This is a genomic window from Microcoleus sp. AT8-B5 (genome assembly GCF_036705565.1).
Lineage (GTDB): Bacteria > Cyanobacteriota > Cyanobacteriia > Cyanobacteriales > Microcoleaceae > Microcoleus.
In genome coordinates, this window is the sequence record NZ_JAUBUY010000085.1 from 1 (window position 1) to 13819 (window position 13819).

Sequence of the window (13819 nt, forward strand, 5' to 3'; positions counted from 1 at the left end):
TTAAAGCTTAGTCTGGTCAGAATGGCCTGTTAGATTTCTCTTTCAAGCCTCACGCCTTTAGGCTGAGGTTTCTGACAGGATTGATATCCGAAGTCAACAACAATCGTGCACTCAAAAAAACCAGGTTTCTACGCAAAATATTCGTTGTGAGCGATCGAGGTTAACGTAGAAACGGAGTTTTTGACCCCGCCTGCATCCATGAAGGACAGCAGTTAAAGCACCGGAAAGCCTCACCCTAAAGCAGGAAGTAAAAAACCTGTAAAGCCTCAAGCTAAAGTACCAACTAAACCTTAAGTCAAAATAGCCTGCAAAAACTCTCTTCAAATCTAAAATTTGAACCTAGGGAGGAATTTTATTGCTCCATCGGTTCAATGGAACTAACCGAATCGATTTCCCTCGACTTTTTCCTCGAACTTTCCAAAACATCAACAGTATTCTTAATAAAACCAGCCATCGGCACAGCAACTAACAAACCTGCTATTCCCGCCACCTTAACCCCCACCAGCAGCGCCACTAAAATCCACACAGGATTGAGACCGATAAAACCGCCTAATAACCGAGGAGCAACGCCACTTTCAATTATTTGCTGAATTACTGTAGCGACAGCTAAAACTGTGACTCCGAGCCAAAAGTTGTTTAATGTGATTAGCAAACTGACAATGCAAATACTGAAAGGTGCCCCGAAGGGAATCATAGTCATTACACCCACACCCAAACCGAACAGAAGTCCGAAGGGAACTCGCATAATTAAAAAAGCAACAGTGATAGACAGTCCCATCAAACCCGCCAAAGTTGCTTGCCCGACGAAGTAGTTGTGGAAGCTTCGCGCCAGCAACTCTCGCAATTGAAGGCTCAGCTTGGAGGGAAACCATTTAAATAATCCTTCCCATACGCGATCGCCGTGCAAGAGCAAGTAGAATGTCACGACTATGGTGAGGAGGAAATTCAACAGACTGTCTGCAGCACCCAAACCAAATCTGAGAATTTCGCCAGTGAGAGACTGCAATTGAAATGAAAGTCGATCGCTCAATTGGGTAGTCAAACCGCTAACATCAATGCGGAGATTGCGATTTTCCGCCCAATTGTGGAATGCTTCAATTTGTTCTGTGCCAGAAACTATCCAAGTCGGCAGTCGGGTGGCGAGCTCAGTGATTTGGTTTAGCAGAATGGGAGCCAGAGTGATAGCTAAAACCACCAATACCAGTAAAGTCAAAAACAATACCGATAAAACTGCTCGATCGCGCTTTAAGCCGTATCTGTGCAGAAAGCGCACGGGATAATCTAGCAAAAAAGACAGCACTGTAGCCACTACCAAAACTGTAATCAGGGCGCGAAAATATTCAAAGACTAGGAGGGCTAACCAGCAGTTGAGTACCGCTAGGGGAAATACCAGTCCGTAAGTCCACCACTGCTGCAGTTGAGTGAAACGTCTCATCTAAGTTAAGCGAGTTAAAATTTGAGATGCAAGATGTGAGATTGGCGCTGCTATTCGCCCTTCTTTCTTAACCACTTTATAGTGTATTTATTTATACCCGACTGCTGAAAATTTCCAGTTGCTCGACCCGCAGCGGAAATTGGGTTGCTGGCAGGCAGAGCCTGCCACAACTATGTTATATCGTTTCCGCTAGTATGGATATATTACCTGCGAAAATAATTTATTTTCAGTTGACCGGGCAGCGGTTTGCAAATCGCAATTCAACCTTTTTCCCCGTGCCTTTCGAGAGCTAATTGAATTAAACGGTCTACTAATTCAGGGAAAGAAATGCCGTCCGCTGCCCACATTTGCGGATACATACTGGTAGCTGTAAAGCCGGGAAAAGTGTTGATTTCGTTAATCAAAACTTCTCCGGTTGATTCAATGTAGAAAAAGTCTACTCGCGCTAAACCTGCAGCGTCTACAGCCAAAAATGCTTGCACTGCCATTTCTTGGATTTGCGAGACGATCGCACCGCTGACTTTTGCCGGGATTGAGCAGTCGGCTTGTCCCTGGGTATATTTAGTTTCGTAATCGTAGAAATCGCTTTGAAAAGTAATTTCTCCCACCGTTGAAGCTTGGGGATTATCGTTACCCAAAACTGCACATTCTAATTCTCTAGCAACCACACCCGCTTCGACAATTATCCGCCTATCGTAGCTGGCGGCGCTGTCGAGGGCTGCTTCTAATTCAGCGCGCGATCGAGCTTTAGAAATTCCCACAGACGAACCCAAATTGGCTGGTTTAACAAAGCAAGGATAGCCCAACTCTGCTTCAATTTTATCGCACAATTTGGGGAAAACGCAAGGATTAGACCAGATTTCGGAACGGTTGACAGCGACGTATTTTACCTGCGGCAAACCAGCCTGAGCAAAAGCCATTTTCATCGCAATTTTATCCATTCCCAGCGCCGAACCTAAAACGCCGGAACCGACAAAAGGAACTTGCAATAATTTCAGCAATCCTTGCACCGTACCGTCTTCACCGTTTGGGCCGTGCAAAACAGGGAACCAAACATCTACGGCATTAAAATTAGGAAACTGTCCAGCGGAAGAATCATCTTCTGCTGTTTGTTCCTCTATTTCCAGAGGTTTTCCGGTGGCTAAGACTTCTTGAGGTAATGTTCCCGACAGCCAGCGGCCGTTTTTTTGGATATAAAAGGGCAGAACTTCGTATTTAGAGGCATTTTCCTCAGCAGCGAGGGCACGGGCGATCGCGCGCGCCGAACTAATTGAGACATCGTGTTCGCCCGATCGCCCCCCGAACAATAGCCCGATCCGCATCATTGTCATTTTTCACTACTCCTAGGACTTTTCGACAAATATACACGCAGTTAGCGCAGCCAACGCAGAAACGAACCGCCTTAAAACTACTTATCTCCTCCCTCCCACTCTTCCTCTGTGTCCTCTGCGCTCTCTGCGGTAAAAAAAATTACATCTTCTTAGAAAAGTTCACCAGTAAGCCGTCCCCTATCTCATTCCGGTGCTATTTAAAGCATTTCCCCCGTCAAACTAAAAGCGCGAATATCTGTAATTTTAACCCGCACAATTTTCCCCGCCAATTCAGCAATATCACCCTTAAAAAATGTGAGACGATTGCCGCGAGTGCGCCCCATCACCTGAGTTGGATCTTTGAGATTCTGGACTTCCACCAAAACCTCTTCAGTACGTCCGAAATAGCGCTGCGATCGTTCCATCGCCGTTGTTGTCACCACATGATTGATTCGTTGCAGGCGATCGGCTTTCACCTCCTCACTCAACTGATTTTCCCACAAAGCCGCCGGCGTCCCAGGGCGAGGCGAATAAGCCGCAGTATTCACCAAATCGAAACCAACATCTTCGATCAACTTCAAAGTCTTTTCAAACTGCGCTTCCGTCTCCCCAGGAAAGCCGACAATCGCATCCGCAGTAATCGAAGCATCCGGCATATAACGGCGAATTGTATCAATAATCCGGCGGTATTTTTCCTGAGTATAACCCCGCGACATCGCTTTCAAAATATCATTATCTCCCGACTGAAAAGGAATGTGAAAATGTTCGCAAACCTGCGGTAATTCAGCACAAGCCTTAATCAATCTTTCTGTAAAATAGCGCGGGTGGCTAGTAGCAAATCTGAGGCGATCGACACCAGGCACATCCTGCAAAAAATAAAGCAAATCCGTCAAAGTATGCTGGTTGCTGCCGTCCGGTTTTGTCCCCGGCAAATCGCGTCCATAAGCATCAATATTCTGCCCCAATAAAGTTACTTCCTTGTAACCTTGACGGCCCAAATCCTCCATTTCCGCGCGAATTGCCTCCGGCATTCGCGACTGTTCAACCCCGCGAACATTCGGGACAACACAATAAGTGCAGCGTTCATTGCAGCCGTAAATTACATTCACCCAAGCAGTCACCTTACTATCGCGGCGCGGCTTAGTAATATCCTCCATAATTTCCACAGCTTCAGTCGCCACAACTTGATTGCCCTCAAAAACTTGTTCCAGCAAATCTTCAAGTCGGTTAGCGTGTTGCGGCCCCATTACTAAGTCTAATTCCGGCACTCTCCGCAGCAGCGCTTCACCTTCCTGCTGCGCGACGCATCCAGCTACAATTAAAGTTAAACCCGGTTCTTGGCGCTTGCGATGAGCTTGCCTTCCGAGGTTAGAATAAACTCTTTGTTCGGCATTGTCGCGAATCGTGCAAGTATTGTAGAGAATCAAGCTAGCTTCGTTCGGGTCTTCCGAGAACTCAAAGCCCATATTTTCCAGAATGCCGGCCATCCGTTCCGAGTCGGCTTTATTCATCTGGCATCCGAAAGTAGTGATGTGATAGCGGCGGGGTTTAACGGTCATGGACAGTAAAGATAATTTTTCAGTGCAGGCTGGTTTTGCCGTTGTGGTAAAGTTTTCAACAGCAGAGATATTCTCAACCCGTTTTTACATTATACGATCGTTCTTGCTTAAGAAACTGCTGCATTTTTGAGTACGGGGAGATACATTGGTTGTTTTCCTAACACTTGGGTAACAATTTACATTTTATAGCAGGGAACAAAAAATGGTTAATTATACTGAATGGTTCACGGAAGGCACCAATCGTAAAATTCAGATTAATAGTACAGCAATATACAGGCATTTATCTCTCGAAGTAGTCGAGAGGTTAGATAGTAATTTATCGGTTAAGGAAATTATTGGCTGGATTAGAACTCAGACACGAGAAGCCTTTAACAGTATCTATGGAAAAAATCCTGAAGGGGGTGCTCTTAACAACGCTACGGGAAGATGGAATGAATTTATAGCAACTAGCTTGTTATCAGAAATTGTATTGGAAATAAATCAAGATAATGATGCTTGTAGCGCGGTATTTTCTTTGCCAAACTCACAGTCACAAAAAGAAGGAGCCGAGGAAGCTTCTTCAAAATTTATAAGTTTATTCAAAAGTAGTGAGTTTGCATCTGGACAACCTCTAGCTAAACTTGCTCCTTTTAAAGACTATATTTTTATGCCAAGTCCTGATTATATTATCGTTGTACTTGGTAAGAGTGAGGTTGCAACATCTATTAACCATTTGTTAAAACAACAAGTAAAAAAACCAGATAGTTTGGCATTGTACAACTTTTTAAAAGGAAAATTACAATTAGAACAAGTAAAAGCGGCAGCATCTCTTAAAACTTCAAACCGTTCGGATCGCCGATATCAACCTTTATTCGAGGCGGCGATGATTAAAGCAATGGGGTATGTATTGCATCAAAATTGGCAATATTATATGGTTGCCAGTGAGTTAACCCCTGCGGATACGACTATATTTACAACAGCAGTTGCTCCTCATAGTATAGCAATCGAACAAAACTTCAAACTTGTAGATGGTACATACCTGTACACCAGAAAAACAGATTTAATACCTTTAGTTAAATCTGCTATTAGACAATAGCTAAGTGTAAGTTTTCTCAAGAAACTTCAAAGGTAACTCTAACTGTTTATTGATGGGTGGCGACAGCTCCGAATGCCATTCTGTTGTTTCTAAAAATTTAATAATTGTTTGAGCAATACCTTTCGATGCTAAGTAAGGAACCCCATTTCCCACCGTTTTAAACATATTGCTTAATGTCATATTTTCTGGCAGCGCAAATTCTTTTGGCAGTGACTGAACGGCCAGTGTTTCTGCAACAGAAAGCCTGCGAACTTTGTAAGGGTGCAAGTGAACTTCGTTATTGCCGTAACAAGCAGTCGGGGAATAACGCCACCTGTGCAAACGCTTGTAAGATTTTTTAGAATCATCTCCCTCATCAACAGCAGCAAACCTTTTAATCCCAGCTCTGGGTTGAAAATAATGTTCCGCATTAGGATGGTTTGCAACATCATTTTTTTGGAACCAAAACTGTACTGTTAACTCTTTGGGAATGCCATCAGGACAAGGCAATAAACCATCGCAGGCAAACGCATCAGTATCGGGCCAAGGATTAGAAAAAACTTCTGACTTGGGATATAAAATTTCACTTGACCAAGGAAATATATCTTCAGGTAACATTTCGCTGTTCTCATCTAAAGAAATGCCCATATCTTTGACAAGATTTTTTCGGAAACCGATTAAGATAATCCTGTCTCTATCTTGTGGCACACCGTATTCGATCGCATTAATTAAACGTTCCACAAATACGTACCCCGACTCAGACAACTTATTTTTGAGTGCGTCATAAAAAATTTTATGTTGTTTCGTTCTCCACAAACCTTTGACGTTTTCAAACAAAAAGAAATCCGGCTGCTGTTGGCAAATCAATTCAATGTAGGAAGCTGAAAGTTTACCTTTATCTCCTTCCCCACCTCGGTTTTTGCCACCAATAGAAAAGTCAGGACAAGGCGGTCCCGCAATAAATCCAATAATATCGTGTTTCTTGCGAGCATCTTGCATCAATTCCCGCAAATGAAGTGCTGGTTTTCCCTCTACAAGTCGAGTCACATCTGCTTCCTCTCCTTCGCAGTGTCCGTATTCTGGCTGTGGTAAATTTAGACACTGGCGAGAGTGGCGGTATGCTTGGAGGAATGGCGAGAAAATTTCATTTACATAAACTATATTAAAGCCGAGCGATTCAAAACCCAAATCAAGGAAGCCTGAACCTGAAAAAAATGAGAATATAGCGGTTTTGTGTTGAATTAGGTGCACGGGAAGTAATTGGTAATTGGTAATCGGTAGAATGGCCGGGGTGGGTTTTGAGCGAAAACTACTCTGTGAGTTTCGGATATTTTTGGCTAAACCTGCTCATATATTATAGAATGACCGGGCGTGTTTGAGGCGATTATTGTTGGTAAAAACTGCCCCTACAGATATTATTACAACCATTGGCCGCCTCGGAAACGCCAGTGGGGAAACAAAATCCGCATCAGTGTTTGCGATGCCAGATAAATAGCTAGCCACACTAAACTATAATGCAAAGCAAAAGCTCCTAAGTCAAAATCTTGTGCAGGTATCCCCGGTAAACCGATAACTTTGATTAAAAATAACACAAAAAGTGCTTCCCAAATTCCAGCGAGTAATTGAAATGCACCGGGCCAATCTCGATCCCAGCGGAACTTTTGGATGTAGATATATAAAGCATCCCAGCCGAGACCAAAAATCGCTACATACCCTAAAATCCAGAAAAATATTGAGCCTGATTGGGAGATAATTAAACCCAGAAAAAAGGGCAGCGTTACTAAAACGCCTACGGTTACAAATAACAGTAAGCGAGTTTGCCAACGACCGAATAAGGTGGGAGTCATGCGATTTTAGATTTTAGATTTTAGATTTTAGATTACATGGTCAAATTGTTCGATTTTGAATTGATATTTTAGATTTTAGACTGAAAGCAAAGCTTGTTTAAGTCTATTAAATCCCCTACATTTCTTGTTGCCGAATTTCCTCTTCTCAGTTAGCCGGGAGATTTATTTAAAATCCACTTCAACCACTGCACAAACGATCGCCAAACGCTCAATTTCCGCACACCCGGAGATCGGTTGGCTGCCAGACTTTCAACCGATCGCAAGGCAGCGTATTGCAAGCCCAAAAAACTATCTACGGGCGCGTAAGGCCCTCCTAAAGTAATCGCGCCGGCTGCGTATACACGGCCTTCTGTATTGCTAGCAGAAGAATTCCGCAATTCGGGCACTTCAAAATCGTTGTTAACACTCAGCCGGCCCAAACCGTTGAGGGGAAGATTATATTGAGCTACCAAATCGTTTAACAAGGGACTGGTTTTTACCTTAGCGTCCAAACCCGTAGCATCAATAATAAAATCAGCTTCTAACTTAATTTGCCCCTTGAGTTCCTTCTCCTGAATGTACGTCACCGTGCGGTTTTGACTGTCGCGCTCGACTCGCTCGACTTCGCCGAAGGTAATTTGATACCATCCTTGACTTAAACCTTCTTTGACAATCCGCCGCCAGTCGCTGCGCTGGGCTGTGGTAGTGCCGCCCCAGTCTGTGAGTAACTGCGGCCGCAATTCAGGGGCGGCTTGTTCCAAAAGTACGCGGAGTTCCCCGCCCCAGCAAGCTTTCGGCCAGTTGAAAGGTTGAAATTCGTAGTGATTTTCGACTTTTCGCTCAGCGAGTTTAAATTTGTTACCTTGAGGTTTGGGCGATCGCATCAAATGCAATACTTGAATGTTGCCGTTCCGCTGTCGCGCTTCGTAAATTCGCTGCACCACCCGCGAAGCCACAATTCCCCGGCCTCTAATTAACACGCTGCCGCCGCTGGCCTCCAATTTTTCGTAAACGCCGTCGTGCTTTTCGTAAGCGTTGACAACCGACTCAAAATCCTGGGTTTTTTCGCGGTAAGCTTGCAAGTCCGGCAAAAATTGAATGGCGGGATAGCCGGTGGCTAAGTGTACGTATTTGGCGATTAAAAAAGCGTGGTCGCGGTGATCCGCATTCGATCGAGAATAAGCGATCGCGTACCTGCCGTCATCTGTTTTGCGAATTCCCCGCACTCTACCGTAGCGAAACATCTGATTCCACCCAATTCGATCGACTTCCCTGTCAATAGAATCAAACACATTCCCCGCGCGAGGCGTATAAGTTTCGGCAAAAGTCGGTTCAGCAAACACCTGCCACATCAACATCAACGACATCCCCAAACGCCCTTTGAGCAATTCCTGCCAAGCTTCCCGCAAAGCATAGGGAGGCCAGCCCCAAATGTTGTCTGGACAAGAGTCAGAATTCGATCGTAGGCGTTCCCGCAGCGGAATTTGAGAATTCAAGCACAAACGCAGGTAGCGGGCGTAAGGCTGGTTTTCCATGCCCAAAACCGCAATTCGATCGATTTTCACGCCGCAAATTCTCAGCAAATCCACCCAAATAAAGCTGCCTAAACCGCCACCAACGGCTGCCCAATCAACTTCTGTCACAGGGAGTCCCATAGATTGGAGCGATCGCATTGACACTTGAGAAGCGTGCAAAAATGCGATCGGCGGAAATTCTCCCCTACTACCTGTTTGAGAAACCTGCGACATTATTTGCGGCCCCAATGCCGGGTCTGGCCCATTGGTCTGCGGGTTAAAGAAAATGTGAGAATTGACCGACGGCGTTTCAGGGGAATTAACAGCAAAAGAAATGCCGATCGCGTAGGGCCCAACTTGCAGCATATCGCCGTTTGCCAGCACGCACCGGGTTTGGCGAATGCCGTTAACAAAAGTACCGTTGCGGCTACCCGTGTCAGTCAGTAAAATACTGTTACCTTCGGTGCCAATCACTGCATGAAAGCGAGAAACTTGACTGCTGCTGAGGGCAATTCGAGAAACTCGTTTCCCGTTGATTGTGGCGGGCATAGCTTCAAAAATTCGTCCCAAAGCGATGGGTAAGTCGAGTATGGGGGATCGACAATCCCCCGTAGCTGTATCTGTCCAAGTCAGTCGCAGGCGCAAGGGTTGAGAATTCATGATTATTTTTTAAACATCAGCCGTCGGCTTTGAGCTTTCTGCAAAAAAAGATTTTTGAAGTTGAGAGTGTTTAGCGGATAGCCTGAGTTTCCGTTTTTCTTAAATCTTGCACCATTGTCAAGAACGGGCTCTCCGGCCCATTCCACAATAGATGAATTTTCTTGTGGAACAGGCCGAAAAGCCTGTTCCTAAACAAGTAATTGAGAATGGTGCAACATCTGAGTTTTTCAAACTTTCACGGAGACAGCATCACACTCGCCGCCGCCGCCAAAGAAGTACCGCACCACGGACACCCCGCATTCAACTGTGCGTAAGGCGAAATTCGGCTGCACTTGGGACACTGCAAACCATATTTTGAAGGCCCCGTCGGCTGAAAGTTACCAGGTGCGGGAGGCCCAGACAGCAAAACTGTCTGGGGCGCGGCTACCTGCACCTCCGTGACATTCACCACCTCAATTTGCACTTGGCCTAAATGGATGTGGCTTCCCGATTTCAATTTTGCTTCGCCTCGGGCGAGAATTTTTCCATCTACCAGCGGCGGATTGCTTTCGCGCAAATTCCGCACTGCATACTCCTGCAATTCCTGATTAAAAAATATTTCAACGTGCAGCCCCGATACGCTGGGATGCGAAAATACTATATCGCACTTCGCCGGATCGCGCCCGATCCTCACGGTTCCCGGATTTTTGCTCGGCTGTCCGTTTTCAATTGTCTGAGTTTGGCGCACCCCAGCTTCTGTCCATGCTAAAGTGAGCTGGTTTGTCATGATTTTATAGTTAACTCAAAAATATAAAAAAATATTAACTGATTTATTTTGAGGACGGAGTTCCTCACCAAAAAACTTAATTATAATTATTGACCAAGAATTTCTTCATGTGGTACCCGCCACGTGATTTATCTCGCGCAAGTCAATCCAAAATCTAAAATCTAAAATCCTTGCGTCCCCCGAATTAATCTCGCGCAAGTCAATCCAAAATCTAAAATCTAAAATCTAAAATCGAATGACGCCGACTCGATCGCACTTCTAAAAATATTATTATGTGCAGCTAAACAAAAAAGCCCTGAGTTCGGGGCTTTTAGTGCTCGTATTGGCTTTTTTTGAGAGACTGACTCGCGCTTACCAGCTTTTCTTTCCCGCAAAATTATTGACCGCAGTGCAGCTTGGTAAAAAAATTGCTGTTCAAGATTTGCCAGGGATTGCTAAAAAGTAATTCCTGGGGGGTTTTCACATTTGCGAGGCTGTGGTGCGCTAGTCACGAATTTTGGAGGTTGGACGATCGAACTACCTTGGTAACTTCGATCGCCCCCCCTCCTCAAACGTTTACTGTCCTAGTGCTATGTCTCACGCTGCAACTGTGCAATCTTTCATTACAGGGCAAGCCTTAAGAGACTTAAGCTTCGCTTTTGCGGCTTTTGCGACCGCCTTCGCGACCAATTTGAGCCATGTGTTCGCGATTTCTGCTGACAGCTTCGCCGCCTTTTTGGCCAGCTTGTCTGGCTTCTTCAGGGGTGAATTCGTGTGCAGTTCCTTTCTCGTGTGCAGCTTTTCCGCCTTTGCTAGCAATTGCGCGCTGTTTTTCTGCATCCATAGAAGCGAATCCGCGTTTGCTTTTCTCAGCCATGACTGTCTCCTTGTTTTTTTCTGATTTTTTAGCTCGATCGCGCCTTCGCCTCCCACTGTCATGGTTACTCCCAGCCAGTGGTGAGATATCCGACGGTAAATTATGAAACCTCATCAGACGAATCTAAGCTTTTGGTTTAACTCGCAGAATGAATATTTCATAACTTACAAATGTGAACTAAAAATAGTTCACGCCCGGGCACTATAGTTAGAGCCGCCAATTTTTTAAGCTGGTTACTGTCTTTCAATCATTCTATAAACCCCCCAACTTTTATACCTCTTTCTCAGGTATAGTCATTCTTTAGTTCGCTGGAAGGATGGAACCGAAAGCTGATTGGCAGTAGACTCAGAGGATTTTTCGACTTAACCGCGCCTCCTCAAAAACTAAAAGTCCCAAGACGGATGCTTTTTTGGTCTTTTTACTTTTTTTTTTGAGCCATTCCGCGCTTGCCACCGATCCCTATGTTAGTTGGTCTGCCGATCGAGTGGTTTCTGGCAAGCGATATTTTGGGGCGCAGCGCAGGACGTACTCGATCGCACTTATCAAGTTTACCTTATGACCTATCGAAACATACATCGGCTTTACCCCTGTTTGCGTTCTTAGCGCTGCGCCTACCGTTGATCCCTCTAGCAGCAAGGGTTGCCAACTGCCCCGGTCGAGTCCGACTTCGGAATGTTCTCCCATAAATCGATTTTTGGCAACTCCGATCGTGGGAATCCCTGTCAAAACCCCCAAATGGCACGCCAGACCGAATCGGCGGGGATGGGCTAGTCCTTGACCGTCGCACAATATCAAGTCTGGCCTCAAACTGATATTTTCCAACGCATCAAGGACTGCCGGCACTTCTCGAAAAGACAGGAAACCCGGAAGGTAAGGAAAAGTTGTAGGACTGCGAACCACAGCTTGCTGCTGCAATTGCAAGTCGGGAAAGCTCAGAACTGTTACAGCGGCCCGCGATACATCGTTTGCACTGTCGTAGCCGACATCTACACCGGCGACGTACCGAACTGTGTCCAGTTGATTTTGGGTAATTACCTCTGACCGAAGCTGTTCTTGAATGGCGATCGCCTCTTCAATTGTCTGCGGCCAAGGGTGTCGCTGCAACATTTTGATTTTTCTTCAACCGTTCTCATCTAAGCTTAACTTATTTTCGGGCATTTTTAAACTCGGATTTTTATCGTTTGTAGCTATAAATTCCCAACTTGCCCAAGCAGTCTTTTTTCTACTCAGGAGGGTTTAGCAAGTCGGGCCGATGCCAATTCTACAAATAGAGTCTGTACGTCGCAGATGGAAATTCTATCTTTCCTGGCTTGCAGCAACCCGCAAAGGTTTTTGTGGCACGCACCTGCCATTTACCATTAAAATTTACCCAAAAATTAGCTGTTCAATTCTGATTTTTTAGCTTTCTAGAAAGCTTTGTCTTTCCGATCGCCCTTTTATCGCTTCTCAAAGAGCGATCGAGCTATCTATTTACTTCTGCTATATCTAAAAAAATCCTCTTTGTCAAGACGATTGAAACATTTATTCATCAACAATTTCAGCTAGGTACAAATGCCATTGTTCATACCAGAGCCTCAATGTAACGGCAATCTCATATCTTTTTGATTTAAAAAGCTTTCCGACGCTCAAAATCCTATGACTTTTATGAAAAAAATAAAGAAATTTATGAGTTGTTGCACCATTAACCGGAAGTTATAATCTTAGATAAGAGCGAATAGACAACTAACATCCAGTAAAACAACTTAGCTGAATTAACATATGAAAACCATGCAAAGTGTTCAGTACAACCTAGCTCTCTACATCGTCGGTGGCATCGTCTTCATCATCGCCGCCTTAATTTTAAGACCTTTTGCCCTCGTCGGCCCAGGGGAACGGGGCGTTATGATGCGCTTCGGGAAAGTTCAAGACGCGATTTTAGATGAAGGCATCCACCCGATTTTACCGATCTTCACCTCTGTAAAAACTCTCAGCGTGCGGGTACAAAAAACCGATTTGAAAGCAGATGCAGCATCCAAAGATTTGCAAAGCATTACTACAGATTTGGCAGTCAACTGGAATGTTGACCCCGCCAAAGTTAATCAAGTTTTTCAACAAATAGGAGACGAAGAACAAATTGTTACCAGCATTCTGAGTCCGGCAATTTCGGAAGTTCTCAAAGCAGCAACTTCTAAAAAAACCGCAGAAGAAATTATTACTAAGCGCACAGAACTCAAAACAGAAATCGACAACAGCCTCAAAAAGCGTTTGGAACCTTACGGCGTCATCGTCAGAGATGTTTCTTTAATAAATTTTGGCTTTTCTCCCGAATTTAGCAAAGCCATCGAATCCAAACAAATAGCCGAACAAGAAGCTAAACAAGCAGAATTTACAGTTCAAAAAGCCACCCAAGATGCTCAAGCTGAAATTAACCGCGCTAAAGGTAAAGCCGAAGCTCAACGCTTGCAGCGGCAAACATTAACAGCCGAAATTTTGCAGCAGCAAGCTATTGAAAAATGGAACGGCCAGTTTCCGACAGTAATGGGAGGAGGCGGAACTTTGCCATTAATTAATATTGCGCCACCGACTTCTCAAGCCGCAACTCCTGCTAAATAAGCTGCTGCCGATCGTGATTGCCGGGGCGCGGGGAGAAGGGGAGAAGGGGGGAGGGGGAGAGAGTCTGAGGGGGGGAAGAATAGAGGGTTTTTCACTGCGGATGTGAAGATGTGCTTTTTTAAATGCCGAACAGCAAGCGTATAAAATACAACTAACAACTAACGTGAAATCCCGCTTAGGATCGCGAATTAAATAACTTACAATTTTAATTGTTATTGTGGGATGGGCGTCCCGCCCGTCCAAAACG

The 13819-nt window shown here is 44.9% G+C and carries 12 protein-coding genes; 3 read left to right on the forward strand and 9 right to left on the reverse strand.

What is annotated here, in order from left to right:
* Window positions 1-352: 352 nt before the first annotated feature.
* The 3 genes from QUB39_RS29405 to miaB all read right to left on the reverse strand — a co-directional run bounded on the left by QUB39_RS29405 (window position 353) and on the right by miaB (window position 4304).
* On the reverse strand, window positions 353-1435 hold the full coding sequence (locus QUB39_RS29405) for an AI-2E family transporter (protein WP_333057606.1): 1083 nt from the start codon (window positions 1433-1435) through the stop codon (window positions 353-355).
* Window positions 1436-1695: 260 nt separating this feature from the next.
* A complete protein-coding gene (locus tag QUB39_RS29410; RefSeq protein WP_333212716.1) occupies window positions 1696-2766 on the reverse strand; it encodes a D-alanine--D-alanine ligase family protein in 1071 nt (356 codons plus the stop codon).
* A 197-nt stretch (window positions 2767-2963) separates the two neighbouring features.
* On the reverse strand, window positions 2964-4304 hold the full coding sequence (gene miaB, locus QUB39_RS29415) for a tRNA (N6-isopentenyl adenosine(37)-C2)-methylthiotransferase MiaB (protein WP_333057608.1): 1341 nt from the start codon (window positions 4302-4304) through the stop codon (window positions 2964-2966).
* Window positions 4305-4506: 202 nt separating this feature from the next.
* Here miaB and QUB39_RS29420 point away from each other — a divergent pair, with 202 nt between their 5' ends.
* Window positions 4507-5379 carry a Cfr10I/Bse634I family restriction endonuclease gene (locus tag QUB39_RS29420; protein ID WP_333212719.1) on the forward strand — a complete coding sequence of 291 codons (873 nt, stop codon included), beginning with the start codon at window positions 4507-4509 and terminating at the stop codon, window positions 5377-5379.
* Here QUB39_RS29420 and QUB39_RS29425 read toward each other — a convergent pair whose 3' ends face one another.
* The 4 genes from QUB39_RS29425 to QUB39_RS29440 all read right to left on the reverse strand — a co-directional run bounded on the left by QUB39_RS29425 (window position 5380) and on the right by QUB39_RS29440 (window position 10124).
* Window positions 5380-6609 (reverse strand): DNA cytosine methyltransferase, encoded by a 1230-nt coding sequence (locus QUB39_RS29425; protein WP_333212721.1) that lies wholly within the window; start codon window positions 6607-6609, stop codon window positions 5380-5382.
* A 167-nt stretch (window positions 6610-6776) separates the two neighbouring features.
* The gene (locus QUB39_RS29430) at window positions 6777-7205 is read right to left on the reverse strand and encodes a hypothetical protein (protein ID WP_333212723.1); all 429 of its coding nucleotides are present in this window, start codon (window positions 7203-7205) and stop codon (window positions 6777-6779) included.
* A gap of 149 nt (window positions 7206-7354) precedes the next feature.
* The gene (locus tag QUB39_RS29435) at window positions 7355-9358 is read right to left on the reverse strand and encodes an FHA domain-containing protein (RefSeq protein ID WP_333485225.1); all 2004 of its coding nucleotides are present in this window, start codon (window positions 9356-9358) and stop codon (window positions 7355-7357) included.
* 235 nt (window positions 9359-9593) lie between these two features.
* The gene (locus QUB39_RS29440; RefSeq protein WP_333057612.1) at window positions 9594-10124 is read right to left on the reverse strand and encodes an FHA domain-containing protein; all 531 of its coding nucleotides are present in this window, start codon (window positions 10122-10124) and stop codon (window positions 9594-9596) included.
* Between the two features lie 274 nt (window positions 10125-10398).
* Between QUB39_RS29440 and QUB39_RS29445 the strand changes: the two genes are divergently transcribed.
* A complete protein-coding gene (locus QUB39_RS29445; protein ID WP_333485226.1) occupies window positions 10399-10569 on the forward strand; it encodes a hypothetical protein in 171 nt (56 codons plus the stop codon).
* Window positions 10570-10749: 180 nt separating this feature from the next.
* On the opposite strand, the gene QUB39_RS29450 is transcribed toward QUB39_RS29445, so the two are convergent.
* Complete coding sequence (locus tag QUB39_RS29450) at window positions 10750-10980, reverse strand: KGG domain-containing protein (protein WP_006631632.1); 231 nt, start codon at window positions 10978-10980, stop codon at window positions 10750-10752.
* Window positions 10981-11439: 459 nt separating this feature from the next.
* A complete protein-coding gene (gene nfi / locus QUB39_RS29455) occupies window positions 11440-12087 on the reverse strand; it encodes a deoxyribonuclease V (RefSeq protein ID WP_333057614.1) in 648 nt (215 codons plus the stop codon).
* 660 nt (window positions 12088-12747) lie between these two features.
* Here nfi and QUB39_RS29460 point away from each other — a divergent pair.
* Complete coding sequence (locus QUB39_RS29460) at window positions 12748-13572, forward strand: prohibitin family protein (RefSeq protein WP_333212729.1); 825 nt, start codon at window positions 12748-12750, stop codon at window positions 13570-13572.
* Window positions 13573-13819 lie beyond the last annotated feature (247 nt).

Excerpts from the sequence above, each read along its gene's own strand:
- QUB39_RS29410 (WP_333212716.1), bottom strand. The coding sequence starts at position 2,766 with ATGACAATGATGCGGATCGGGCTATTGTTCGGGGGGCGATCGGGCGAA.
- QUB39_RS29405 (WP_333057606.1), bottom strand. The coding sequence starts at position 1,435 with ATGAGACGTTTCACTCAACTGCAGCAGTGGTGGACTTACGGACTGGTA.
- QUB39_RS29460 (WP_333212729.1), top strand. The coding sequence starts at position 12,748 with ATGCAAAGTGTTCAGTACAACCTAGCTCTCTACATCGTCGGTGGCATC.
- QUB39_RS29420 (WP_333212719.1), top strand. The coding sequence starts at position 4,507 with ATGGTTAATTATACTGAATGGTTCACGGAAGGCACCAATCGTAAAATT.
- QUB39_RS29430 (WP_333212723.1), bottom strand. The coding sequence starts at position 7,205 with ATGACTCCCACCTTATTCGGTCGTTGGCAAACTCGCTTACTGTTATTT.
- miaB (WP_333057608.1), bottom strand. The coding sequence starts at position 4,304 with ATGACCGTTAAACCCCGCCGCTATCACATCACTACTTTCGGATGCCAG.
- QUB39_RS29435 (WP_333485225.1), bottom strand. The coding sequence starts at position 9,358 with ATGAATTCTCAACCCTTGCGCCTGCGACTGACTTGGACAGATACAGCT.
- QUB39_RS29450 (WP_006631632.1), bottom strand. The coding sequence starts at position 10,980 with ATGGCTGAGAAAAGCAAACGCGGATTCGCTTCTATGGATGCAGAAAAA.
- QUB39_RS29440 (WP_333057612.1), bottom strand. The coding sequence starts at position 10,124 with ATGACAAACCAGCTCACTTTAGCATGGACAGAAGCTGGGGTGCGCCAA.
- nfi (WP_333057614.1), bottom strand. The coding sequence starts at position 12,087 with ATGTTGCAGCGACACCCTTGGCCGCAGACAATTGAAGAGGCGATCGCC.